We start from the raw sequence: 25,069 nt of genomic DNA on the forward strand, positions 1-25,069 counted from the left end.
GTCATTTTCATGTCAGACCAAAGCGACAACGACATTTTCCACGCGTCTTCCTTTATGCAAGGCCACAATGCGGAATACCTCGAACAGATGTATGCCCGCTATGCCACTGACCCGTCTTCAGTTGATGCGTCATGGAATGAGTTTTTCAAAAGCTTGGGCGACACAGCCGCTGATGCGCAAGCCGAAGCCGCGGGCCCATCTTGGGGGCGCAATGATTGGCCGCCTGTACCAAATGACGATTTGACCGCAGCGCTGGATGGCCAATGGGCCGCAGAACCAGAAGCCGCTGGCAAGAAAATCAAAGCCAAAGCCGACGAAAAAGGCGTTCAGGTTTCTGACGACCAAATCAAACGCGCCGTGCTGGATTCAATCCGCGCCTTGATGATCATTCGCGCCTACCGTATTCGCGGTCACTTGGTTGCTGATCTTGATCCGTTGAAAATGAAAGCGGACACACCGCATCCCGAGCTTGATCCAAAATCATACGGTTTCACCGAAGCTGACATGGATCGCCCGATTTTCATCGACAACGTGCTCGGCTTGCAAATGGCCTCTATGCGTCAGATTTTGGACATCGTGAAGCGCACCTATTGTGGCACTTTCGCGATGCAATACATGCATATTTCCGACCCCGAACAAGCGGGTTGGTTGAAAGAGCGGATCGAAGGCTACGGCAAAGAAATCCAGTTTACGAAAAACGGCCGCAAGGCCATTTTGAACAAGCTGGTTGAAGCTGAAGGTTTTGAGAAATTCCTGCATGTGAAATACATGGGCACCAAGCGGTTCGGCCTTGATGGCGGCGAAAGCTTGATCCCTGCGATGGAACAAATCATCAAACGCGGCGGCAACTTGGGCGTCAAAGAAATCATCATCGGCATGCCGCACCGCGGTCGTTTGTCTGTGCTGTCCAACGTGATGAGCAAACCCTACCGCGCGATTTTCCACGAATTCCAAGGTGGGTCATTCAAACCCGAAGACGTGGATGGATCAGGCGATGTGAAATACCACTTGGGCGCCTCATCTGACCGCGAATTTGATGGCAACACAGTGCACTTGTCACTGACAGCAAACCCATCGCATCTTGAAGCCGTAAATCCTGTTGTGCTTGGTAAAGTACGTGCGAAAACTGACCAGAACAACGACCCTGAGCGTACATCGGTGATTCCAGTGTTGCTGCACGGCGATGCCGCATTCGCGGGCCAAGGTGTTGTCGCAGAGTGTTTCGGCTTGTCCGGCCTGCGCGGTCACAAAACAGGCGGCACAATCCATATCGTTGTGAACAACCAAATTGGCTTTACCACTGCGCCGCATTTCTCACGCTCTAGCCCCTACCCAACAGACAACGCCCTTGTTGTTGAGGCGCCGATTTTCCACGTGAACGGTGACGATCCTGAAGCCGTTGTACACGCGGCAAAGGTTGCGACTGAGTTCCGTCAGAAATTCCACAAAGACGTTGTGATCGACATCTTCTGTTACCGCCGTTTTGGTCACAACGAAGGCGACGAGCCGATGTTCACCAACCCTGCGATGTACACAACGATCAAAAAGCACAAGACAACCTTGCAGCTTTACACAGATCGTTTGGTCAAAGACGGCCTGATCCCAGAGGGCGAAATCGAAGATATGAAAGCCGCCTTCCAAGCGCATCTGAATGATGAGTTCGAAGCGGGCAAAAACTTTAAACCGAACCGAGCTGATTGGTTGGATGGGCGCTGGTCGCATATCAACAAAGAAGGCGAAGAATACCAACGTGGTCAAACTTCGATTTCTGCCGAAACAATGGCCGAAGTTGGCAAATCTTTGTCGCATAAGCCTGATGAGCTCACCATCCACAAAACAGTTGGCCGTCAGCTTGAAGCCAAATCCAAGATGTTTGAAACGGGTGAAGGCTTTGATTGGGCAACAGGCGAAGCCTTGGCATTTGGATCGCTTTTGACCGAAGGCTACCCAGTCCGCTTGGCAGGACAAGATTCCACGCGCGGAACCTTCTCACATCGTCACTCTGCGTTGATCGATCAGAAATCCGAAGACCGCTACTACCCACTCAACAACATCCGCGAAGGCCAAGCACAGTACGAAGTCATCGACTCTATGCTGTCTGAATATGCGGTGCTTGGATTTGAATACGGCTACTCATTGGCCGAACCAAATTCTTTGGTGATGTGGGAAGCACAGTTCGGCGATTTCGCCAACGGCGCGCAGATCATGTTCGACCAATTCATCTCATCGGGTGAAAGCAAATGGTTGCGCATGTCGGGTCTCGTGATGTTGTTGCCACACGGCTATGAGGGCCAAGGCCCAGAACACTCCTCAGCCCGCCTTGAGCGCTTCTTGCAAATGTGTGGTCAGGACAACTGGATCGTAGCGAACTGTACGACACCGGCGAACTATTTCCACATCTTGCGCCGTCAAATCCACCGCTCTTTCCGCAAGCCTCTCGTTTTGATGACACCAAAATCGCTTTTGCGTCACAAGCTTGCAACATCGGTTGCCGCTGATTTCACCGAAGGATCATCATTCCACCGCGCTCTTTGGGATGATGCCGATGCACAGCATCGCACTGGCAAATCCGACATTACGCTGAAAGATGACGATAAAATAAAACGTGTCGTGATCTGTTCGGGCAAGGTCTACTACGACCTTCTAGAAGCGCGTGATGAAGCGGGCAAAGACGACACTTATATCTTGCGCCTTGAGCAATTCTACCCTTTCCCCGCCCTTGCAATGGTCAAGGAATTGGAACGCTTCAAGGGGGCCGAAATTGTTTGGTGCCAAGAAGAACCCAAAAACCAAGGCGGTTGGACATTTGTCGAGCCAAACATCGAATGGGTTCTCACCCGTATCGGTGCAACACATACGCGCCCAGTCTACGCTGGCCGCACCGCATCTGCGTCACCTGCAACTGGTCTCGCATCCCAACACAAAGCACAACAACTGGCGCTCATTAATGACGCGCTAAACATCGAAGGGTAATCCCATGTCTGTTGAAGTCCGCGTCCCGACCCTCGGCGAAAGCGTCACCGAAGCCACTGTCGCTACTTGGTTCAAAAAGCCAGGTGATACCGTTGCTGTTGATGAAATGCTTTGCGAATTGGAAACTGATAAAGTGACCGTCGAAGTTCCATCCCCTGCGGCTGGCACATTCGGCGAAATCATCGCAGCTGAAGGCGAAACAGTTGGTGTTGACGCCCTCTTGGCGACTTTGAACGCAGGTGACAGCGCAGGCGCCGCTCCTGCCGCAGCGCCTGCTGCAGAAAAATCAGCCCCTGCTTCAGATGCAGCTGGCTCAAGCGTTGATGTTATGGTGCCAACACTCGGCGAATCCGTAACGGAAGCGACTGTTGCAACTTGGTTCAAAGCTGTTGGTGATACAGTCGCGCAAGACGAAATGCTGTGTGAACTTGAGACTGATAAAGTTTCAGTTGAAGTGCCTGCACCCGCCGCTGGCACATTGACTGAAATCATAGCAGCAGAAGGCGCGACAGTTGATGCGACTGCCAAACTTGGTGTTATTTCATCAGGTAAAGGCGCAGCCGCTTCGGCGCCAGCTGCAACATCAACCCCTGCTGCGACATCAGGCAAAGACGTTGAAAACGCGCCATCAGCCAACAAACTTATGGCCGAAAACGGTGTTGACGCAGGATCGATCACAGGCACTGGCAAAGATGGTCGCATCATGAAAGACGATGTGCTCAAAGCCATGTCAGCGCCAAAAGCAGCCCCTGCACCAGCAGCCGCACCACGTGCAGCTTCGGCACCTGCAGATGCAGCCCGCGAAGAGCGCGTGAAAATGACAAAACTGCGCCAAACAATCGCGCGCCGTTTGAAAGAATCGCAAAACACCGCTGCGATGCTGACCACCTACAACGAAGTCGACATGACCGAAGTCATGTCTCTGCGCAATGAATACAAAGACCTGTTCTTGAAAAAGCACGGCGTCAAATTGGGCTTCATGTCCTTCTTTACCAAAGCCTGTATCCACGCTTTGAACGAAGTGCCTGAAGTGAATGCCGAGATCGACGGCACTGACATCGTGTACAAAAACTATGTCAACATGGGCATTGCTGCAGGCACGCCAACAGGTCTTGTTGTGCCTGTGATCCGTGACGCCGATGGCATGTCTTTTGCAGACATCGAAAAAGCGATTGCTGAAAAAGGCGCGCGTGCCCGTGACGGCAAGTTGTCCATGGCTGAAATGCAAGGCGGCACATTCACCATCTCTAACGGTGGTGTTTATGGTTCCTTGATGTCATCCCCGATCTTGAACCCTCCACAGTCTGGCATCTTGGGCATGCACAAAATCCAAGACCGTCCTATGGCGATCAATGGCCAAGTTGTGATCCGTCCGATGATGTACCTTGCACTAAGCTACGATCACCGCATCGTTGACGGCAAAGGTGCCGTGACCTTCCTTGTGCGCGTCAAAGAAGCGCTGGAAGATCCACGTCGTTTGTTGATGGATCTGTAAATCAAATCTGGGCGGGCTTCGGTCCGCCCTAATTTACTAAAACGCTTTTCTAACTTTGTGGGTCGAGACATGCGCTCCCCATCATCTAGGAGAAACCACAATGGCTTCCTACGACGTAATCATCATCGGTGCTGGCCCTGGCGGCTATGTTTCTGCAATTCGCTGTGCGCAGCTCGGCCTGAAAACGGCTGTCGTTGAAGGCCGCGACACCTTGGGCGGTACATGCCTTAACGTCGGCTGTATCCCGTCCAAAGCTTTGCTCAACGCAACACACCACTTGCACGAAGCAGAGCACAACTTTGCCAAGATGGGCCTCAAAGGCAAATCGCCTTCCGTCGACTGGAATCAGATGAAAGCCTACAAAGATGACGTTGTTGGCCAAAACACTGGCGGCATCGAATTCTTGTTTAAAAAGAACAAAATCGACTGGATCAAAGGTTGGGCATCTGTCCCTGCGGCTGGCAAAGTGAAAGTTGGCGACGAGGTACACGAGGCGAAAAATATCGTTATCGCATCGGGTTCTGTCCCATCAAGCTTGCCTGGCATCGAAGTCGACAATGACGCAGGCGTCGTGGTCGACAGTACAGGCGCGCTTGAATTGCCTAAAGTCCCCAAGAAAATGACCGTCATCGGCGCAGGCGTCATCGGGCTTGAGCTGGGGTCTGTTTACGCACGCTTGGGCACCGAAGTCACCGTTGTAGAATACATGGACGCGATTACACCTGGCATGGATGCAGACGTGCAGCGCACCTTCAAAAAGCTGCTTGAAAAGCAGGGGCTAACATTCATCATGGGTGCCGCGGTTCAGGGCGTTGAAGCGAATAAAACCAAAGCCAAAGTGTCTTACAAACTCAAAAAAGACGACTCTGATCACGTGCTTGATGCAGATGTCGTTCTTGTTGCAACTGGCCGCAAAGCCTTCACAGACGGTCTTGGCCTCGCTGAGATCGGCGTTGAGTTCACAGAGCGCGGTCAGGTCAAAACCAACGCGCATTGGGCCACAAACGTATCAGGCATTTACGCCATCGGTGACGCCATCGAGGGACCAATGTTGGCGCACAAAGCCGAAGACGAAGGCATGGCCGTCGCAGAAGTCATCGCAGGCAAACATGGCCACGTGAACTATGATGTCATTCCCGGTGTCGTTTACACATCGCCCGAAGTTGCCACAGTCGGCAAAACTGAAGCCGCTTTGAAAGCCGAAGGTCGCAAGATCAAAGTTGGCAAGTTTTCCTTCATGGGCAACGCACGCGCCAAAGCCGTGTTCCAAGGCGACGGTTTCGTGAAACTCATCGCGGACGCAGAAACCGACCGTCTGCTCGGTGCTGCGATCATCGGGCCGTCAGCTGGCGATATGATCCACGAGATTTGTGTGGCAATGGAATACGGCGGATCGGCGCAAGACGTTGCTATGACCTGCCACGCGCACCCGACTTATTCCGAAGCTGTGCGCGAAGCCGCACTGGCCTTGGGCGATGGTCCAATCCACGCCTAAAATTTAGGTTCAACACATCACAAAGGGCGGCCCATAGAGGCCGCCCTTCATGCTTTTAAACTATCGTCCGCTTAAGTCCCACTGATAGCAGCCATCTTGGCCGCATGTTCTTTGCGCAGCTCTTTGCGCAATTCTGCCGCACGCCAACGGCGACGATCCAGTTCAGTCATTGGTTGGAACTGCGGTGCTGCAACGGGTTTGCCATCGTCATCAACTGCGATCATCGTGAAGTAACAGCTATTGGTGTGACGCAGCTTACGGGTGCGAATGTTTTCCGCTTCCACACGAATTCCGATTTCCATAGAGCTGCGGCCTACATGATTAACAGAGGATCGAAAATGCACCAATTCGCCCACATGAATAGGCTCTTTGAACATCACCTGATCCACTGAAAGCGTCACAGCGTATTTAGCGGAAAAACGCGACGCGCATGAGAAAGCGACAAGATCCAGAATTTTCAACAACGCGCCCCCATGCACCTTGCCAGAAAAATTCGCCATCTCAGGCGTCATAAGTTCTGTCATTTCTAAGAAGCGTGAATTTTCCATAGTCATCTCATATCATAAGGTCAGTGAGGGTGGATCAAACGACCAAAAGTCGCAAGCCTTGCGTCACATCAGATCGCAATGCCAAACGCAAGCTTGGCTCATCGCCAGCACGCAGCGCAGCAACAATCAAACGATGGTTGTGCGGCACTTCTGTGCGGTTCAGTCGCGCATAGAGCGACCGCATCGTAGGCCCAAGTTGCAGCCAAACGGTTTCCGTCAAAGCCAGCATTGCAGGCGCTTGCGCGCGCAAATAAAGCGTGCGGTGAAATTCCAAATTGGTGCGGATATAGCCAACATCGTCATGCTTGGCCGCGCATTCCGCGATCGTCGCATTGATTGCTTGCAATCGGTCGATCAGGGCAAGATGCGCGCGCGGCAATGCCCGCGACCCCAGTTCAGGTTCGATCAAAGCACGTATCGAGGCCAGTTCTTCAATACGTTCGCTGGATAGCTCAGGCGTACTCACCCGCCCCGAAGATGACAGCGTCAAACCGCCATCGGCAACGAGTCGGCGTACGGCTTCACGCGCGGGTGTCATGGAAACATCAAATGCCTTGCCAATCCCGCGGATGGTCATGGACTGTCCGGGGCGAAATTCCCCATGCATGATTTGACCGCGCAACGTCCTATAAACACGTTCATGCGCCGCGGTTGCTGTGTCATGCATTTTCGGCGGTTGGCTGATGGGCAGTTGTGGTATCATTTTATTAATGTGATCACAAAGCTGAAGAAGGTCAATCGCAGATGTCCCCAAGCCAACGCAAATCAAGCACTTATGGCCTCAAGTGACCTTATCGAACCGCCACGCATGTAAGGCTTGGCCTTCAATCCGCAACCAGTCTCTGTGCAGTTTAAAATCGGGGCAGACAGCACGGACATGCGCCCAAAACCGATCAGAGTGATTCATTTCCAATCTGTGGGCTACCTCATGCGCTGCGACGTAATCCAAAACGGGGTCAGGTGCCATCACCAAGCGCCATGAGTACATAAGATTGCCATCACTCGTGCAGGACCCCCAGCGCGAACGCGTATCACGGATGGTCAAGCGCCCATAATCTGTATCCAAGAGTTTGGCGTATTTATCGGAGGCCGCACGAAACCGTGTCTTGGCCTGCAATTTTAGAAAGGCTTCAACCCGAGGCCCCACCATTTCGGCGTGATCGGGAACCACCAAGGTTTCATCTTGCACGCGCGCGGCGCGCACAGCGCCAGAAACGATCAACAGGTCTTGCCCCCGATAGGGCACCCGCACCCCAAGTTTCGCGAAACGCACATCAGGCAACCCGCCAAGGTTGTCGCGAATCCATGGCTCTTTGTCGCGCAAGAAAGCCAAAGCGGATTTTTCATTGGTGCGCAGCGGCATCGACAGAGTGACCCGCCCATCTAAGCGTGACACACGCAATGATAGTCTGCGTGTGCGCGCAGATCGGCGCAAGATCACCCCGATGGTGGGGTCGCCTTCTAAAATGACTTGATCCATTGTCTCGCGCCCGTCCGTCAGTGTCAGCCCTATGCCGCAGGTTCATCTCCCACGACAGAACCACAGTACCGCTGCTTTACCGCAGTCGCCACAGCAAAACACCGTAAATCTGCAAAAGCCTTTGACACGCCCGCGATGATATGGCATGGCGCGTCATCTCCGAAATGGATCTACAAGACGAAAGGGATTGTCATGCCCAATGAAGAATGGGGCGTTAAGCGCCTCTGCCCAACCAGCGGCAAACGGTTTTACGACCTCAACAACGACCCAATCGTTTCACCATACACTGGTGAAGTGGTGACGTTTGACGCGAATAATAAATCGCGCGTTGCAGCAGCTGAAAAGCAATCTACAGCACCAGAAGACGATGATGTAGATGACACAGACGAGTTGTTGGTTGATGATGACGACTCAGACATCGATATCGATGATTCTTTGCTAGAAGATGATGACGACGACAATGTGTCGCTCGACGAAATCGCTGATGTCGCTGCGGACGATGACGACAACTAATTTTCGCAACACCGTGCTATTTTGGGCTTGAACTTCGCTCGATAGCGCAATAATCAAACGCGGCAGGGCGTTTTTCGCCCGCCGCTGACTGCACTTGCAGTCAATCTTGGTTTTGGGGCCTTAGCTCAGTTGGTAGAGCGCTTGCATGGCATGCAAGAGGTCAGGGGTTCGACTCCCCTAGGCTCCACCAAACCCCTCCCCCTTTAAAATTAGTAATTTACAGAGATTATTGATCAACATCGACCACCATCTTTGACCAAGTCCTAGATGCTGGAAATGTTGGACTGATGCCCTGCCCTCGCGCTGGCCTTGTGCTGGCCTTTAGCCATCGCCTTGCTGTGACGCGCACAGGGTTTTGCACGCACGCAGGCATAAAAAAAGCGGCAAGACAGGCTTGCCGCTTTTAGAGTTTCTATGTCGCCAGTTTAGAACTGGATGGACTTTGCATCCAACGGCTTTTGCAATGGCGGTGCAAACTTTGTAAGGTCGATGCCCTCAACAGCTTTGAGGTATTCGTCCAAAGTCGGCGTGCGACCAAGGACAGCTGAAAGCACAACAACTGGCGTTGACGCGAGCAGGGATTCACCTTTTTTCTCTGAAGAGTCTTCAACAACACGTCCTTGGAACAAGCGTGTTGATGTCGCCAAAACAGTGTCACCTTTGGCGGCTTTTTCTTGGTTACCCATGCAAAGGTTACAGCCAGGGCGCTCGAGGTAGAGGATGTTTTCATACTCTGTACGCGCCGTGTTCTTTGGTGCTGCATCATCAAACTCAAAGCCAGAGTATTTCTGCAAAACAGCCCAATCGCCGTCTTCTTTCAATTCGTCGATGATGTTGTATGTGGGGGCAGCCACAACAAGCGGCGCCTTGAATTCAACCGTTCCAGTTTCTTTTTCAAGATTTTTCAGCATCTTAGACACGATCTGCATATCGCCTTTGTGCACCATACAGGATCCGATGAAGCCAAGATCAACTTTACGTTCGCCTTTGTAGTAAGACACAGGGCGAATGGTGTCGTGGGTGTAACGCTTGGACACGTCTTCGTTGTTTACGTCTGGGTCCGCGATCATCGGTTCGATGATTTGGTCGAGATCAACAACAACTTCAGCAAAGTATTTTGCGTTCGCGTCTGGCGTCAAAGCTGGTTTTTCACCTGACTGGATTTCACCAATGCGTTTATCAGCAATCGCGATGAGGCCCTTGAGAACACCTTTTTCGTTGTCCATGCCTTTGTCGATCATGATCTGAATACGGTGCTTGGCGATCTCAAGCGATTTCACCAAAGTGTCGTCTTCTGAAATACAGATCGACGCTTTCGCTTTCATCTCTGCAGTCCAGTCAGTGAATGTGAAGGCTTGGTCGGCCAGAAGAGTTCCGATATGCACCTCGATGATGCGGCCTTGGAAAACGTTGTCACCGAACTGTTTCAACATCTGCAATTGCGTCGCATGCACAACATCACGGAAATCCATGTGTTCCGCCATTGAGCCTTTGAACGTCACTTTCACAGATTCAGGAATTGGCATCGTCGCCTCACCTGTGGCCAATGCCAATGCTACGGTGCCAGAGTCCGCGCCGAAGGCCACGCCTTTGGACATACGTGTGTGGCTGTCGCCGCCGATGATAATCGCCCAATCATCAACAGTGATATCATTGAGAACTTTGTGAATAACATCGGTCATGGCGTGGTATTCGCCTTTTGGATCACGCGCTGTAATCAGACCAAACTTGTTCATAAAGCTCATCAGCTTTGGAATGTTTTCTTGTGCTTTGAAATCCCAAACAGACGCTGTGTGACAGCCAGATTGGTAAGCGCCATCAACAATCGGAGAGATCGTTGTCGCCGCCATTGATTCAAGTTCTTGCGCAGTCATCAAGCCTGTTGTGTCTTGCGAACCAACGATATTAACCTCGACGCGCACGTCGGAACCTGCATGCAAAACTGCACCTTCTTCAATACCAACAGCGTTTTTGTTGAAGATCTTTTCAACAGCTGTCAGGCCTTGGCCCTTGTGCGAAACTTCACGTGAAGGCGCATAAGCGGAGACAAGTTTTTGACCCAATGTGGCCGCCGCAAAGTTTTGTAGTTTTTTGCCAAAGACGATCGCGTAAGATCCGCCAGCCTTGATGAATTCGACTTTTTGCGGTGTCAAAGATGACGAGATATCAACCAGCTCTTTGTCACCGTTGTAGAGTTTTTTCGTCTTAGTGTTGATGGTCAAGACTGTGCCAGTTTCAACTGAGTAAAGCTGCTCAAGAACGGGATCACCGTTTTCGTCTTTGACAGTGTTGCCGTTAGCGTCTTTTTTCTTGGCCCAGTTTTGCAGATCAATGCCGATACCGCCAGTCACGCCAACAGTGGTCAAGAAAATCGGAGAAATTCCGTTTGTACCCGCAACAACTGGCGCGATGTTCACGAAAGGCACATAGGGGCTGGCAGGTTTACCAGTCCACAAAGCCACGTTGTTCACGCCAGACATGCGAGAAGACCCAACGCCCATAGTGCCTTTTTCAGCGACCAACATAACGCGCGCATCTGGATTGGCTTTTTGCAATTCTTTGATCTCATCCTGCGCAGCCGGTGAAATCATGCATTTGCCGTGCAGTTCGCGGTCAGCGCGTGAGTGCGCTTGGTTGCCCGGAGACAAAAGGTCGGTTGAGATATCGCCGATGCCAGCAACATAGGTTACGACTTTGATTTCTTCTTCGATTTCTGGAAGCTTGGTGAAGAATTCCGCAGCTGCGTAGCTTTCCAACAAGTCTTTTGCGACAGCGTTGCCTGCTTCGAATGCCTCTTTCAAGCGCGCCATGTCAGCGTCGTACAAGAAGACCTGTGTTTTCAAAACTTCAGCTGCGTTTTTCGCAATCGCCGCATCAGCGCCCAGCGCGAGATCAAGCAGAACGTCAACAGATGGTCCGCCCTTCATATGCGACAAAAGCTCAAGCGCGAAAGTTGGCGTAATCTCTGCCACTTCGGCTGCACCAAGAATGATGTCTTTTAGAAATGCAGCTTTCACGGTCGCGGCACTCGTGGTGCCTGGCAATGTGTTGTAAATGAAAAACTTCAAAGCTGTATCGCGTTGATCATTTGAAACGTCTTTGATCAGTTCCACAAGCTCGCCAACCAATGCGCCATCTTCGATGGGCTTGGGGTTCAAAGCAGTCTTTTTGCGGGTTTCGATCTCATCTAGATAGTCAGCGTACAAGCTCATGGCGGCCTCGCGGGATATGCGTTAAATCAAGCGTTAATCCCAGATTCAGTGTAAAGTGACGAATCCGGATTAAGCAATTGTATGCCGATGTATACCAACCCCTTTCAACTTGCAAGATTACAACATCCACAAGCAAGGTGATGAAACACATCTGACTTCGTTCATTTTCATAGGGCTGGAATGACGTTATTTCATGAATATCAAACAAACGCAGTTTGAAGTTTTCGAAAATTCTCAAAATACGCACCAGATATCCGAGGATATATTAGCGCCACGCGCAGGGAAAGGCTAAGCATTTTTCCATGTGCAAAAAACTGTTTTCCTCCGCCGCTGGTGCCTGCTGCAGCCAGCCTGCACTTTCTGGGCGCCGCAAGACATATTGCCAAAGAGGAGAGCTTGCACCAAGCGGCTGTTGCTGCGAGCGTTGACCCCGACGACGACCGCTTGATTGTTGGCATAGGACGGTCTTTTAAATGCTGCTGGGCTTAATTCTTGAACACCTTCACATGTTAGGAAATACAAGCAAAAGAGCCGAGCAAAAGCATTATGTTGAGTTTATCGACAAATACTCGACGCCAAGAGAGCTGGGAGACAATGGGGTAGGGATTTACCGCCTGCGTGGCGGGCTAGCCCACAGGGGCGACATGAGGGGACACACGCATAACAGCGCGACACATGTCTTATTTTCAGTTCCTGAAACTCAATCAAAGATGCATGCATTCAGGATAGAAGCGGACGGAAAGACCCCCGCCCTGTTTGATTTAGATCTTTTTATCGACGGCTTGGATGCAAGTGTACGCCACTGGTACAAAGCAAATGATTCAAACACTCAGGTCAATCTTAATTTACCTCATCTGATCCGCTACAGCTCAAATGGTGTGTCACCGTTCACCAAGGGGTTGCCCGCAATTGTGAGTGGCGCGTGACGTAAACTTCACGAATGCGTAAGCGACCTGCGCCGACGGGGCATTACCTTAAGCCAAATCCGCAACATGCGTCACAACATGCAAAGCAACAATCGACCTTCAATTTATCTAGTGAAAACAAAAAATTAAAGGGGATTGTGGCGGAGACGAAGTCCGCCATCAAAGAACCCTATAGTATTTATATAATTAAGTATTATTTATATTTAAATTTTCAATACCACACTTAGTACCTCACCGCATCTCCACTCTTAATCTATGTGAGCGCGCCACCATGCCTATTTTTGTCCCCCGCTCTGGCGCCCCGTTGCACAAGGCTCTCGATCTTTTCTCAGAACCGTCCCTTATTCCACTCATGTTCTTCTGCACGAGAAAGGGGCTGGGATGATCCTTCTTTGCGAACGAAGAACTCCTCCTTACCTTCTGAAATCACGTGAACGGGTTTGTTCGCCCTTGAGGCCTCGACATGACAAATCTGTTTGTCGTCATAGGTAGGCCAGTTGAGCTTCCAGAGCTTCATCACATCCTTGCCAAGATACTTGTCGAAGATATTGGCAAGGTGGAGCTGAAAACCGTCCCGATCTTTTTTTGAAAGGGTGCCGTAGTCGAGTTCGAGACCAATGGCATTGCCATGGTCATCCACGCCGATAAAGAGGCTTCCGCCGTCAGAATTCATGAATGCCGCAACTGTTTTGGCGACCACATGTTCAAGTTTCTTGTTCACTTCGCCTGTGCGCATGTCGTATCGCAGGGTGGATTTGAACTCGACCAGCTGACCCTCTCCTTCGAGGATCAACTCATGCACGGGATCGATCTGAGGAGGTGCTTCGGATGGTTCGATGCGCTTCAAGATCTCGGAATAGAGAACTTCTGAGCGATACTTAAGGAATGCGGTGAAATCGTCTTGGATAACTGAGGCATCATCCATCTCGATGAGATGGCTGTTCAGCGCATGTTTCAACTCTGAATTCTCATCTGAAAAATCCGCTAGATATACTGAAGGAGCCTTGGCTCCGATCCGCTTCTTGTTCAGTTCAGCGCTGACCAAGGTGATGTTGACTATCGAGTTGGCATAAGGGGTCTCCGCATCGGTGCCGTGATTGCGAATAAAAGCTCTGGGGAAGAAATGATGATAGTTCTTACTGCTGGCGATCTTGAGATATGAGTTATCCAGAAGCACCTTGCCGTTTGTGTCGAAATCCTTTGGTTCATGATACGCAAGAATGCAGAGGATCGATTTGCAAATAGCGTTCCCAGTCGAGAAATCGGTTTCCCTGAGATCTTGGGCCGAGTTCATGAAAAGCTTGAACTCAGGGTAAGATGGCCGTTTCCCATCGATGATCAAGTCAACTTTCTTAATGTCAGCGGCAAGTTTCGACTCTGTGGCCGACGAATAGCGCAGCGACAACGAGGAACGCCAGAAAAGCTCTTCGAGATACTTCCGCTGTTGGCCGTTCGGTGACTTGCCTGTTTTCAAGAAGAAGTAGGCAAAAGGCACGATCAGCGTATCATAGGGCAGAATCTGGGAAACAGGTATCCGCAAAACTGTCCGGAAGTGGTCGATAGTTTTCTCGATCACAGAGATGACATCATCCCACCTTGCAATAATGTCGGCCTTGTCCAGACCCAGGATAGTCTTCCGCTTGCACTCCTTCGACTCGCTTATGACCAGGCTCAAGATTTGCAAGAGTACGGAAGCGGAGATGTTTTCGTACTTGCTGTCATTGAGCTTTTTCTGGAACTTCTCCCAGTGGGTCTGCATGTCGAAATTGGCAGCTTCGTCGTAAGTTTTTGCCGACATGATTTCGAAAAGCGTAAGAACCTTTCCTCCTGTATTTATTCGGGTAAAAACCTCAATGGCAGACTCGATATCGTTTTGTCGAAGGGTAACTGTCGAGAATGCGTAAGTACTGAATGCATTGGAGTATTCGTCGATTTGATCAATTTGCCATTCTTCAAAGCCGTCACTTTCCAACTTTTTGCCCATCTTATGGTTGAAGTTCAAAACGTCATGCAGGGGTATAAAAACTTCTGCCTCGTCTTTAACGGTGACGATATCCTTTTCCTTCTCCTCGAGGTTCTTTTCAAGGTTCACGACGATGTCTTTGTAGTCGGTAATCTTTTTCTCACCAGGCTTTCTGATCTGCTCACCTAGATAGGCAGCAAAGAGGGAGGTGATACGTTGCTGCCCATCAAGCACATATTGAACATTGCTTCCTACGGGCGTCTCGGGCAGTTCAAAACCACCAATGTTTTTAATATCGTTGATACGCTGATCCGTTTCCCAGAGGATAAATGTGCCGATGGGATAGCCTTTCAGGATCGAATCCAAAAGCTTCGCCGTAGCCTTCAAGTCCCAGACAAAATCCCGCTGGAACTTGGGCACTTTGATAATGCCCTTTTTGACGTCTCATATCAGGTCATCGTATGTCTTTGAGTCGGGCTTTGGCTGATTATTCATTCTTTTGTCCGTTTATTTTTTTCGCTTTTGCAATTTTAGTTCGTTGGCCCGCCACTCTTGCAGGTGGTCACGCTCGCGTTAAGTCCATGCAGAAAAACGCCTCTGGGACAGGCGGGACAAACGGTTCTGGTTCAAATCAACGCGGAACATCGTTTAGCTCTTTTCTGAAATATTGAAGCAGTTCCATCGCTAGTTTTGCCGCACATAGGTCACATAGAAATTCTTAAGCATACGATGTTCTTGGAGGCGGTCGCTGAGGCTGAAGCCGTCGCGTCGCACTGGCGCTTGGAAGATATCGAGACCGCGGTCAAGCACGATTTTCCAGCCAGTATCTGCGACGATATCTCTCGCATGAACTGTTCCTGATCCATCAAACGCCCAAGTGAAATCAACGCCTGATCCAGTGCATGCCTCAGTGATGCTTTCGAGAAGTTCGCGCTGTTTTTGGACGTTGCCATCGTCAGGTCCGGTGACAAGGTGGATGGCAACTTGGTCTTCAGGCGCTTTGCGCTGAATGACCATTTCAACAAATTCCATCATATTTTTGATCTGATAAAAGTAGCGGATATAGGGGTCCGTCACGATGATCCGCGACGCGCCGTCCAGATAAGGGCCGAAAAGCTTGTCATAGCTGACGCCTTTTCGGTTTTCCGAAAACACATGATGCCCTTCCTCTGCCAGAGGCTTGGCGGGCTTTAAGCCGCGTGTGGCATCGGTAGGGGCTTGCTCAGCATCGATGACAACGTCAGCGCCATCGGTCGATTGATCCTGTTGCTTGGGGTCTGAAGCGGGTTTGAGGTAGTAAAACTGTGGAAACTCTTGCTCTTCTACGGTCTGCACACGCCGCTTTTCGCCATCTGAACCGGAATAGTAGAAGTCCACGTCCGGGTACGTTGCATCAATTCTAAATAGCTGATCCTTCACACGCTTTCGGCTTTCCATCGCAAGCTGCAAAAGTTCTTCGACATCCTCAGCCGTTTCGTCCCCGGCGGGGAAAATCACCTTCAGAAAACCAGACATGGTCTTGTAGATGGCGTCGCGGTCACGGGTTGAGATCTTTTCGCTGACTTTGAAGTGCATGTCAGGACGGTTCGAGAAATCTTCTTGACGCAAATGGCGAAGGATCTCGGCAAGGTAGTCAACGATAAAACCATAGCCGCTGGTGAACATTTCGCCACGAATAACGTCGATCTCCCAACCCGGCAGATAGGCATGGAGGCGGTCTATGAAGGCGGAATCGTGGAATTGGGGGGGCAGCGCCTCGAACAGATCGCTGTTCTTAAGCATGTAGGGCACATTGTGGTCCGTGTTGCCCACAAATGCAAAACTCGCCTCGGCCCCCATAGGGTTAGTGCCGCGCGAGAACGTCTTATTTGCCATGTAGTTTTTCATGATATCGACAAGCGCTTTATTAGCTGTCTTCTCGCGGCCCGCAAATTCATCGAACGCCACAACGTCCCAATACCCTACTAGCCCAATCCTGCCATTCGAGTTGTTCACAAACAGCTTAGGGATCGATACCTCACCGCCAGAGATCAGCTGTCCATGGGGTGAAAATTCCGAGAAGATGTGTGATTTGCCTGTGCCTTTTGGGCCAAGCTCGATGATGTTGTAGTTCCGCTCCACGAAAGGAATGAGCCGCATGAGCTGCAGGAGCTTGCTGCGCCGCCCAAAGGCGTCCGGGTTAAAGCCGATCGATTGCATCAGCAGGTCAATCCATTCGTCTGAGGTGAACTGTCCGCGTGCTTCTTTGTATCCCTCGTAGTCGACCTTGGCGATTTGGATTGGTTTGATCGTCTCGATCACCCAGGGCGATGTACGGGCCTCTTCTGAGAATTCGTATTGGACATCGGCGATGCACCAAACACTTGTGACGAGCAGTTTAGGGTGCGCTTTGACAGTGCCGCTGTCGACCGCAACCTTCTTGATCCCGAGGTTTTCAAAATTGGCCTCGTAGCTGTCCGTCTTTTCGTTCAACGATACGCTGATCTGGTCGATAACCTTGTATCGGCCTTTTTCCTTGATTGTGGACTGGATAAGCCCCGCTTCGCTGCGGTGGACGTAGTGCTTACGCAGGATTTCCTTGACCGTCTCGATGCCACTCTCGATCGACGCCTCATCATCCGTCGCGCAATACTGTCCCAGAAGATACTCGAGAACATAGGTTGGAACGATCGCGTTGCCTTTGACTGCCTTCACCAGATCCTTGCGAACCACATAGCCCGCGAAATGCTCATTAATTTTGTCGTCGAGTGCGCTCATGTTCAGTCCTTAAAAGTCGAAATCTGTAGAAATGCCACGGCGCAGTTGAAAACGGTGGCTTGAGTAATCATCGTAATGGCTTGTCTTGCCGATCCGTTCTCGGAGTTTAAGGAAAACATCCTGATTATTGAAACGATCTGCTTCTCGTGCCAGCAGGAATTTAATAGGTAATTCCCGTTCGCGAGCGTTTTGCGAAGTGTAGTCAAAGGTAAGCTGATGTTCATCCGAAATGAGCGTTCCGTCCGACGTGTAAATTCCAGCCAAGACGTCGCGCTGCTGTTGTTTTTCGGAAACTGGCTGCGTCTGGTAGAGGGTAACCGCCGTCTGGCCAGAGGAAATCAGGCTTTTTCCGGCGATGATAATCTGAACTTCGACCTTCTCAACATCTGCTTCACGCCGTTTCCCGACCCTTATGACCGGGATGACAACTTCTTGAAGCGTCGCACCTCCGTGAACAAAACGGCTGCCAGCGCCCTTTTTGCGCAAACGGTTTATTGAATTGGGGATGAGAACCTCGATATCGCCTTTCAGCCCCAATTCATCCGGACGAAACTTCTTCATTCCCGCAGTCTCGTTTAAATTCCGGCCAAGCACAAACCGCCGGTTCGTATCGAGTATTTCACCACCCGTAGGATCTGCTACCGAAAAATCCGTCTTGTCCAGAGCGCGGTGCTGGTAGATGAAACCGTGATCTGCTGTGATGAGAATGTTCGAGAAATTGGCCGTTGTTAGCTTGCGAACAAGCTTGGTCAGATCCTCGACTGCACCCTCTGTAGCTTCGGTCAAACGCTCTTCGGTGGAGAGTTTATCTCCAACGATGTCGATCCGGTTATGATAAAGATAGAGGACATCGTGGTCGCGGAAAATTTCCTTTCCGTCGTCGGCCTTCAACGCCATAAAATCATCTGCTTTCATGGCCTTCACACGATCATCAGTGCGCCCCATTCCCAGCACTTTTTCACGGTTGGCTGTCCCTTGCGTCGGCATTCCAAACGATGTCACGGTTGTGTCACCACAAAGCGTTAGGTCTTTGTTGGGCAACAGCGATGCCATACCCAGCTGGGTGTAGCTTGGCAAAGCGGAAATCATCGGCTTTATTTCTGCATCGAACCGGTTCAGCTTTCGGATTTCGCGTAAAGTTTCTTCAGCCACCTCGTAGCGCAACGCGTCTGAAATGATCACGACCACCTTCTGATCACGGCGACGAAATTCGGCGACTTGATCCATGTAGAAGTCAGTTTGCCGCGTGTACCCAGAGATTGCCCATTCATTCAGACCAGCAATCTGATCCTGCCAAGCGTCGTTGACGGCGGATAGGAAATTGGTCGTGTAGCGGTTTTCTACACTCTCAAACAGCGCGGCAAGCAGCGAGGCCTGACCGCTCTTCTGCATGTGAAAAATGAACTTGCGATACAGCTGATCGATCTTGAACCAATGCGAGACATACCGTTTCACCCCCTCGCTCGGAGAGGTCATGGTCAGGTTGGCTTCGGCCAGAGCCTGTTGAAACTCGGTTGCATAGCCAATTGCGCGGTAGATGTCCTCGTAGGTCGGATACCAATGGCTCTGCCGCCGCTCGCGTACGATTTTTAGCACATCCGCTGATGACACTGTTTGACTGGCCATCTCGGACACGAGGGACCGGATGATCTGACGATCGATGGCTTCAAAATGATCAATTCCGCGCAAGGCTTTAATGTCGCGATCCTGCACATCGTCGGTAATTCGAAGGATGTCTTGGTACTTCCCACTCAGCGTCTCAAAGGCTTTGGCACCCAAGCGATTGTTCTTCCAGCGACGAAAGACCAGAAGCGCCTCGCCATTCAGCTTACTGTCCTCGCCCAGCGTGCGGCGATAGCAAGACTGGAACAGCGTAATGGCAAAATCCATGAAGTCCGGCTCATCACTCGCATAGCCGTAGGCATTTTCGACTTGTTTCCAGAAAAGTGCAGTCAGCCCAGAACGCTCCATCAGGCGTATCGCGTCATCGCGGCCTTCGGCCAGCTCGCCCAGAAGCGCCTCGATCACTGTGTCCAGCGCACCTTCAGCACCTGTGCAAACGGCCAGCATGCGGCGCAGCACGTCAGTCTTTGTGTCTGACGGCGTGATCAGCTGCTTTAGCGTCTCAATGCGGCCTTTTGATTTGTAGAACTCCAAATGGTCGCGCACCACGTCTTCAAATTGCACAGGCAGACCAAGCTCGGCCAACCAGATCGCGGCCTGGTCGGCCTTGAACACGCCGCAAGCGAAATGCAGATCGAGCAGCCAGTTGTCGGCCATCTCGGGTGCAGGGCCATCTTTGAACACAAGGAACTTCTGCTTTGGCTCTTGCCGCAGCATCCGGTATTTCAGACCAAATTCGTTGTTCACGATTTCGACCTTCTCGACATCCGGCAGATCCGCCGCCTCATACTCAGCCCGCATGTCGCGCGCCGCGTCGTACCAGAACACGATCCGGTGCTCGTCAAATAGCCGTTTTAGGCCAGCTTCAATCCGCTCACTCATTTACTTAACCCAACAATCTTCTTCAACGCAGCGTCGAATTTCGGATAGTTCGCCTTCACCCCGTCATCGAGGTCGATCTCGATCTTCTTTTGTGCTAACGGGAAGATCACGTCGCGTTCCCATTCGTTCAGCTCGTCGATCTGCTTGGCGACCTTGGCCGCCTCCTTCAGCGCCTTGGTCTTCTGCCCTTGGGTCGCTGTCGGATCATAGGCCAGTTTCTCCTGCTTTGTACGCTCGCCCTCCAGCTTGGTGATGAACTCGCGCAGGTAGTCGTTGAGCAGCACCGACACTGTGTCGGCGCGGTAGCGGTGCATGTAGATCAGCGCGTTGAACGTGCCCTTGGGGCTGGAGAACATCCAGTAGATCGGGCGCTTTTTGTAGCGCTTCACGTGGTCGGCGTAGAAATCCTTGGTGAAATAATCTCTCAGGGACCTTGGTTTTCCGTTCTTGCCAAGCGTGTCCTCTATAAACTTCAGGTTCTCGCGGAAATGCGCCTCGCCGAAGGTCACGCGCAGGAACAGGTGGAAGCGTTCGGTGATGTCGTCGGGGAACCAGTTCTCGTCGAGCACGGGGATGACGTTGTCTTCGTCCGGCATGAAGGTCGGCTCGGGCACACCTTTTTCTTTAAGGGTGGCGAGGTAGTCGGCCAGCGTCTCGCCCTGATTGGCGAGGATCAGGCCGGGGGCGTCGAGGCTGTAACGCCCGAACATGCAGCCCACGGCGTAGGACAGGAACTCGGCCATGGTGTCGGCACGCAGGCGGGTCTCGTTCGCCTCGGCGTCGTTCTTGATGCCATAGCGATAGGCAGGGTTGCAGGTGAGGGTGATCTCGTTCAGCGGCACCTCGGGGGGCAGCTCGTCTTGCAGACCATAGGCGTCGATGAAGATGCGGTTGTTCTCTTCCTCAAGGCGCTGCATCTCGTCCGTTATGGACTGCCAATGGGCGCGGAGAGTGGCGTAGCTGACCTCCAGCGTTTCGCCACGATGATCGGGCGAGAGCAGCGGGAGCGTGGTGAAATCCCAGGAGGTTTCGTACGAGTCCCAGTCGGTTGTATGCGAGGCCACAAGTTGCCGGACGACGCGCTCAACACTTGCGTTCTGTTGGGTCGCTCGCGTGGGAGCCGGAATCTTGGCGAGATCTCCAACCGTATTGGTGATCGTAGGATTTACAACGTTTTTGAACGTGCGCGCGACAGGCGAGTTGAAATAAGCCAATGAAAAGTAGGGGGCATCAGAGAAAAAACATGGCGAGAGGTCTCCCGGAAGCAGTCCGCCCTCATGGAGGCGATATGCCTCTGGACCGCTTGAAATTCGCCCCCAGCAAACGGCCTCTTTGAAGTACAGGTCTTCGCTGGGGATAATGGCCTTGCCGGTAGCCTTAATGTCGCGTCCATCCGATTGCCAGTTCACTACTAGATCAATACCACCCGCCCACTTCCGATAGTCGCCACCATTATTGAATCGAAACCATTTTTCGGAACGTTGAAGAGCCTCGACGCGGTTACGACTAACAAAGTCTGTTTGCTCAGAGCCAACCTCTGACCACTGCCTGATGAAAAGGTCCTTGTTTCCAGTTTGAAGTCCTCGGCGCGTGCTCCCAACTGAAGAGAGCATATCCTCAAGGAATGCATCTGCGACATCCTGAGATATCCAGTATGCGATAGGGTAGCCCGGGATCCGTTCGAACTCGGTGGTGCTTGCTTTGTAAACTTCGTCATCCGCTCCTGAGGCGGCTCTTTTCAAAGCCTCCAGTTTTTCATTTTCGTTCCGTCCATCTATCAAGCGAACAAAGTACCCAGCACTGGAAGCCTTCCGAGACTTTTCGAAAACAAAAGCAGTTGTCGACACGACTGACCCGCCGATTGTATCGAATGCTCTCTCTCCAAGGTGTGCCATCGAAGTAAGATGAGACGATGCAAGCAACCATCCACGCATTTTCTCAAAGGACGAGAGAAACATCCAAGACTGCATGTTGATCATGGCCATGAACCCGCCTTGGACATTCAGCATGAGCGAGCGAACCATAAACATTGCGAAGAGATCAGACTTTGAATCTGAGTAGTTAGCTTCGGTCCACGTCATAAGAGTGGGGTTCATGCCACCTCGACCCATATACGGCGGGTTGGCCACCACCACGTGATACTTCGGCGTCAGCGCTTCGGCCATGCGTAGCACGCCGATGACACGCTCCTGCACTTCTTTCAGCAGCAGGTCGCCGCCGAAATCCCGCGCCTCGACTATCCGCAGCGTCTCGGCGGGGTCGTGCAGCTTCGGCACGATCAGCGAGCCGAAGTTCTTGGCCTGCTCGAACTGCCTCAGCGTCTCGCGCAGCTCATCCGTGAACAGATCCTTGCCCACCACGGCGGCCACGTCCTGCATCTCGGCAGGCGTAAAGCTCACGTTCTGCAACACGCAAATGTCGGGCTTTGCCTCCATCCGCAAGAACCGCCGCCGCCCCAGCTTGGCCGCCGCCTTCATCGCCAGTGCAAAAGCCGCCAGCGCCCCCGCGCGGTCGTCGATCTCCACTCCGGTCAAATTGTGCGTCAGGATCAGCGCGGGGATCTCGGTCGCGTCATAACCCTCTTCCTCGTAGATGGCGTAGAGCAGCTCAAAGGCATAGGTCAGCATGTGCCCCGAGCCTGCGGCGGGATCGCAGATGCGGATTTCTTCGGGGCGGGTGATGCGCAGAAAGTCCGTCTCGGGCTCTTCGGGCGCGATGTAATAGTCCATCTTGGCCGCCAGCCCGCTTGCTGGATTGTTCAGCAGCCAGAGCCGCCCCAGCGAGTTCTCCACCAGATAGCGGACGATCCAATGCGGGGTGAAGAGCTGCGTCGCGGCGGGGATGTTCTCGGCCTCGATCTTAACGTTCTTCTTGAGGTCCGCAAATACTTGGTCCTTCCTCTCGGAGATGTAGAATTGGTAGAGCCAGCCAACGATCTCTACATCCTCACAAGCATTTGGTGTCATGGCTTCGCGCAGATACGCTAGGATCGAGGCTGGCGATAGTAGGTCTTCCGGCAACAACAATTCGGTGTAGTCGTCGATCCTCTCAAACAAGAAAGGCATAGATTTCTGCCAGTAATTGCAAACCGCAACGAGCAGCAATCGATAGGCCTCTGACTGTGAATCGGGGCTCGGGACACGCCCATCCAAGAGAGCAAAGACCCTTTTGCGAGTTTTTTCAGGCACAATATCGGCACTTATGTTTCCGGCCTTTGCCTCAACCAGAATTTCAGGCTGAAACTGGCCGGGCACCGGAGACACAACCCGGATAGCGTTTAGATTATTCAAATCCATATAGCGCAACGCCGATAGGCGGTTGAACCAAATATAAGCGACCCTTTCGATGACTTCGCCTTTGCTATGTTTATCAATAGCTGCATCCAGCTTCTTCATCGCATTTGGGTGTTCGCGCCTTTCCGAAGCGCCCGCCATTAAAACTAAGCCAAGCCTGGCGTCGACCTGTTCTACAAGGGCGCGCCGTGCAAATTGAGAGAATTTTTTAAGCTTCGAGATGTCCAACAGCAGGCTCCTCACTAATTCGTCTAACCGATTGAACCCCAAACTGACGTTTCCATTGTTCTAGATTTAGGATTACGCAACTTGTGGCGCAGTCGCGCGTCCAATCCAAATGCCTGATCGGTATCGATTTCTTCAATTGATCCTGTTTATTCAGCAATAATGCTACGTCTAAGCTTTGCATCGACAAAAGAACTACGTAGACGATGGAACGATCAGTTATTCCCTGCGCAGTTCTGAAAAAAACTGTGTCACGGAACTTTCCAGCCAAGTTCTGCACAAGTACCCCAGAACCTAGTTTATTCAAGAAACCATCGATGTTCTGGGGATTAGGAATATCTAAATCCTTAATTTCTACGAATATGTCACGATCGTCGTATTCAGCAATGAAGTCGACGCGTTTAATGGTGTTGGGACTATGATATTGGGCATCGTCAAAATTGATGACGGCTGTTGCCCCTGCAAAGCTGATCTCCAAATCGAGTTCTCGCACCGTTATCATAGTGACACACCTTCCAGAGAGCGTTCGATTTCGGCGTCGTAAAGTGCACCAAACGTTTTCGCAATTCCAGTTTCCGCTAGTTGGTCGTATTCATCGGTAGAGTGAACGGATATTGAACCAGTTTCTTCGTCTCGGGCCAGAACATGGAAGCGAATGTGATCCTCATGTCCGGTATTTTTGAGTAAATCGAACCACTTAAGAAGGACGTAGTCGTGGGTCGCTACAACGACTTGCTGTCCGTTGCGTGACAGTTCCAAAAGAATTTGAACAACTTTCTTCATCAACTTTGGATTAAGGTTTGCTTCTGGTTCATCCCAAAGCAGCACTCCTGTCTTCCCAGGACTAACTGCACCGTTGCAAAGCAGCCGATGTAGGACACCTATCTTTCTGTAACCCTCAGCTGTCATGGCGCTCGAGAAAGATTGACCTTCTTTCGAGACGAAACGAATGACAGTGGAATCCTGGTATACCTTTGCGGCCTGCGACCGTGTCCTGTCTGGAGCAGCTTTTTCCTCATAATGACCAGGTTCAAAACGGAATGCGCCTTCCTCTGTCCAGCGGTATCTTCCACCTACTAGATCTACCAATTCACGGATCACAGAAGACAACCTAGGATCCTCAGAAACACGAGATGCTTCATCTTCGAATCCGGGAGAAACTAAAAGCTCGGCGAGGTCGGTATAACCATCATCGAAAATTGCCTCTACAGTTTCACGATCGTAGTTTGAATTCCGCATACCGCGAACAAGCGACAGAACTTCCTTAGCAGGAATGAAAACCGGTTTTGTGGCGTGAGAAGATGTTGTAGCCGTCTCACTGATTTTGAAGTACTTTGAACGGTTGTTGAATGAAATCTCGACAGTTGAACCGTCTCCATTTACCAGACTAAGTCTTGTTTCAGAATCAGCGCCTTTTGAATGTAAGGCTCCTAGGCGAACGTCTTCAGGGGTGAATATCCGTACGAATTTTTTTGATGCAGAAGCTTCTTCTTCAGATTTATTTTGCCCTGCTATTGAGGGCTGGCCCACCAAACCCAGACCGTAGATCGCTTTCAAGATGTGAGTTTTGCCAGTACCGTTAGAGCCAATCATTACATTCAATTTTGGTGACAGCTTTAATTGCAGATTTTCAAATGCTGTGAGGTTTTCAATTCGTAGTTCAGAAATCATTCAAAATAACCCT

General features: G+C 51.4%; 15 protein-coding genes and 1 tRNA gene. 6 read left to right on the plus strand and 10 right to left on the minus strand.

Annotation, left to right across the window (positions count from 1 at the left end; all coding sequences use genetic code 11):
- Positions 1–9: 9 nt before the first annotated feature.
- The 3 genes from EDD53_RS08330 (at position 10) to lpdA (ending at position 5,963) form a co-directional block, all read left to right on the plus strand.
- On the plus strand, positions 10–2,973 hold the full coding sequence (locus EDD53_RS08330; RefSeq protein ID WP_123792769.1) for a 2-oxoglutarate dehydrogenase E1 component: 2,964 nt from the start codon (positions 10–12) through the stop codon (positions 2,971–2,973).
- A gap of 4 nt (positions 2,974–2,977) precedes the next feature.
- Complete coding sequence (gene odhB / locus EDD53_RS08335) at positions 2,978–4,468, plus strand: 2-oxoglutarate dehydrogenase complex dihydrolipoyllysine-residue succinyltransferase (RefSeq protein ID WP_123792770.1); 1,491 nt, start codon at positions 2,978–2,980, stop codon at positions 4,466–4,468.
- Between the two features lie 100 nt (positions 4,469–4,568).
- Positions 4,569–5,963, plus strand: coding sequence for a dihydrolipoyl dehydrogenase (gene lpdA / locus EDD53_RS08340; RefSeq protein WP_123792771.1), 1,395 nt, complete (start codon positions 4,569–4,571; stop codon positions 5,961–5,963).
- Between the two features lie 71 nt (positions 5,964–6,034).
- Here the strand turns inward: lpdA and EDD53_RS08345 are convergent, their stop codons facing one another.
- The 3 genes from EDD53_RS08345 to EDD53_RS08355 form a co-directional block, all read right to left on the minus strand.
- The gene (locus EDD53_RS08345) at positions 6,035–6,511 is read right to left on the minus strand and encodes an acyl-CoA thioesterase (RefSeq protein WP_425464052.1); all 477 of its coding nucleotides are present in this window, start codon (positions 6,509–6,511) and stop codon (positions 6,035–6,037) included.
- Positions 6,512–6,545: 34 nt separating this feature from the next.
- Positions 6,546–7,178: a GntR family transcriptional regulator gene (locus EDD53_RS08350; RefSeq protein ID WP_246002309.1), complete on the minus strand. Its 633-nt coding sequence runs from the start codon at positions 7,176–7,178 to the stop codon at positions 6,546–6,548.
- A 114-nt stretch (positions 7,179–7,292) separates the two neighbouring features.
- Positions 7,293–7,991 (minus strand): M48 family metallopeptidase, encoded by a 699-nt coding sequence (locus EDD53_RS08355; RefSeq protein WP_123792774.1) that lies wholly within the window; start codon positions 7,989–7,991, stop codon positions 7,293–7,295.
- Between the two features lie 192 nt (positions 7,992–8,183).
- Between EDD53_RS08355 and EDD53_RS08360 the strand changes: the two genes are divergently transcribed.
- Both EDD53_RS08360 and EDD53_RS08365 read left to right on the plus strand, forming a co-directional pair.
- Positions 8,184–8,504 carry a TIGR02300 family protein gene (locus EDD53_RS08360; RefSeq protein WP_123792775.1) on the plus strand — a complete coding sequence of 107 codons (321 nt, stop codon included), beginning with the start codon at positions 8,184–8,186 and terminating at the stop codon, positions 8,502–8,504.
- A gap of 114 nt (positions 8,505–8,618) precedes the next feature.
- A tRNA-Ala gene (locus tag EDD53_RS08365) sits at positions 8,619–8,694 on the plus strand.
- A 235-nt stretch (positions 8,695–8,929) separates the two neighbouring features.
- Here the strand turns inward: EDD53_RS08365 and EDD53_RS08370 are convergent.
- The gene (locus EDD53_RS08370) at positions 8,930–11,716 is read right to left on the minus strand and encodes a bifunctional aconitate hydratase 2/2-methylisocitrate dehydratase (RefSeq protein ID WP_123792776.1); all 2,787 of its coding nucleotides are present in this window, start codon (positions 11,714–11,716) and stop codon (positions 8,930–8,932) included.
- A gap of 473 nt (positions 11,717–12,189) precedes the next feature.
- Between EDD53_RS08370 and EDD53_RS08375 the strand changes: the two genes are divergently transcribed.
- Positions 12,190–12,642: a hypothetical protein gene (locus tag EDD53_RS08375; RefSeq protein ID WP_123792777.1), complete on the plus strand. Its 453-nt coding sequence runs from the start codon at positions 12,190–12,192 to the stop codon at positions 12,640–12,642.
- Between the two features lie 328 nt (positions 12,643–12,970).
- Here EDD53_RS08375 and EDD53_RS08380 read toward each other — a convergent pair whose 3' ends face one another.
- From EDD53_RS08380 to EDD53_RS08405, 6 genes are all read right to left on the minus strand, one after another.
- Complete coding sequence (locus tag EDD53_RS08380; RefSeq protein WP_342772304.1) at positions 12,971–15,034, minus strand: GmrSD restriction endonuclease domain-containing protein; 2,064 nt, start codon at positions 15,032–15,034, stop codon at positions 12,971–12,973.
- A gap of 255 nt (positions 15,035–15,289) precedes the next feature.
- Positions 15,290–17,362 (minus strand): BREX system Lon protease-like protein BrxL, encoded by a 2,073-nt coding sequence (brxL, locus tag EDD53_RS08385; RefSeq protein WP_123792778.1) that lies wholly within the window; start codon positions 17,360–17,362, stop codon positions 15,290–15,292.
- 9 nt (positions 17,363–17,371) lie between these two features.
- A complete protein-coding gene (gene pglZ, locus EDD53_RS08390; RefSeq protein WP_123792779.1) occupies positions 17,372–19,867 on the minus strand; it encodes a BREX-1 system phosphatase PglZ type A in 2,496 nt (831 codons plus the stop codon).
- Positions 19,864–23,388: a BREX-1 system adenine-specific DNA-methyltransferase PglX gene (gene pglX / locus EDD53_RS08395; RefSeq protein WP_123792780.1), complete on the minus strand. Its 3,525-nt coding sequence runs from the start codon at positions 23,386–23,388 to the stop codon at positions 19,864–19,866. Before pglX ends, pglZ begins: the two co-directional genes overlap by 4 nt.
- The gene (locus EDD53_RS08400; protein WP_123792781.1) at positions 23,369–23,887 is read right to left on the minus strand and encodes a hypothetical protein; all 519 of its coding nucleotides are present in this window, start codon (positions 23,885–23,887) and stop codon (positions 23,369–23,371) included. Before EDD53_RS08400 ends, pglX begins: the two co-directional genes overlap by 20 nt.
- On the minus strand, positions 23,884–25,056 hold the full coding sequence (locus tag EDD53_RS08405; RefSeq protein WP_123792782.1) for an AAA family ATPase: 1,173 nt from the start codon (positions 25,054–25,056) through the stop codon (positions 23,884–23,886). The genes EDD53_RS08400 and EDD53_RS08405 overlap by 4 nt, the downstream gene beginning before the upstream one ends.
- Positions 25,057–25,069: the final 13 nt, after the last annotated feature.

The sequence above is a fragment of the Pacificibacter maritimus genome, from assembly GCF_003814915.1.
GTDB classification, from domain to species: Bacteria; Pseudomonadota; Alphaproteobacteria; order Rhodobacterales; family Rhodobacteraceae; genus Celeribacter; species Celeribacter maritimus.

What these genes read in the sequence shown, in the direction of transcription:
- EDD53_RS08375 (WP_123792777.1), top strand. Translation starts at nt 12,190, where the DNA reads ATGCTGCTGGGCTTAATTCTTGAACACCTTCACATGTTAGGAAATACA.
- odhB (WP_123792770.1), top strand. Translation starts at nt 2,978, where the DNA reads ATGTCTGTTGAAGTCCGCGTCCCGACCCTCGGCGAAAGCGTCACCGAA.
- EDD53_RS08360 (WP_123792775.1), top strand. Translation starts at nt 8,184, where the DNA reads ATGCCCAATGAAGAATGGGGCGTTAAGCGCCTCTGCCCAACCAGCGGC.
- EDD53_RS08370 (WP_123792776.1), bottom strand. Translation starts at nt 11,716, where the DNA reads ATGAGCTTGTACGCTGACTATCTAGATGAGATCGAAACCCGCAAAAAG.
- EDD53_RS08355 (WP_123792774.1), bottom strand. Translation starts at nt 7,991, where the DNA reads ATGGATCAAGTCATTTTAGAAGGCGACCCCACCATCGGGGTGATCTTG.
- EDD53_RS08330 (WP_123792769.1), top strand. Translation starts at nt 10, where the DNA reads ATGTCAGACCAAAGCGACAACGACATTTTCCACGCGTCTTCCTTTATG.
- EDD53_RS08345 (WP_425464052.1), bottom strand. Translation starts at nt 6,511, where the DNA reads ATGGAAAATTCACGCTTCTTAGAAATGACAGAACTTATGACGCCTGAG.
- EDD53_RS08400 (WP_123792781.1), bottom strand. Translation starts at nt 23,887, where the DNA reads ATGATAACGGTGCGAGAACTCGATTTGGAGATCAGCTTTGCAGGGGCA.
- EDD53_RS08350 (WP_246002309.1), bottom strand. Translation starts at nt 7,178, where the DNA reads ATGCATGACACAGCAACCGCGGCGCATGAACGTGTTTATAGGACGTTG.
- pglZ (WP_123792779.1), bottom strand. Translation starts at nt 19,867, where the DNA reads ATGAGTGAGCGGATTGAAGCTGGCCTAAAACGGCTATTTGACGAGCAC.
- brxL (WP_123792778.1), bottom strand. Translation starts at nt 17,362, where the DNA reads ATGAGCGCACTCGACGACAAAATTAATGAGCATTTCGCGGGCTATGTG.
- lpdA (WP_123792771.1), top strand. Translation starts at nt 4,569, where the DNA reads ATGGCTTCCTACGACGTAATCATCATCGGTGCTGGCCCTGGCGGCTAT.
- EDD53_RS08405 (WP_123792782.1), bottom strand. Translation starts at nt 25,056, where the DNA reads ATGATTTCTGAACTACGAATTGAAAACCTCACAGCATTTGAAAATCTG.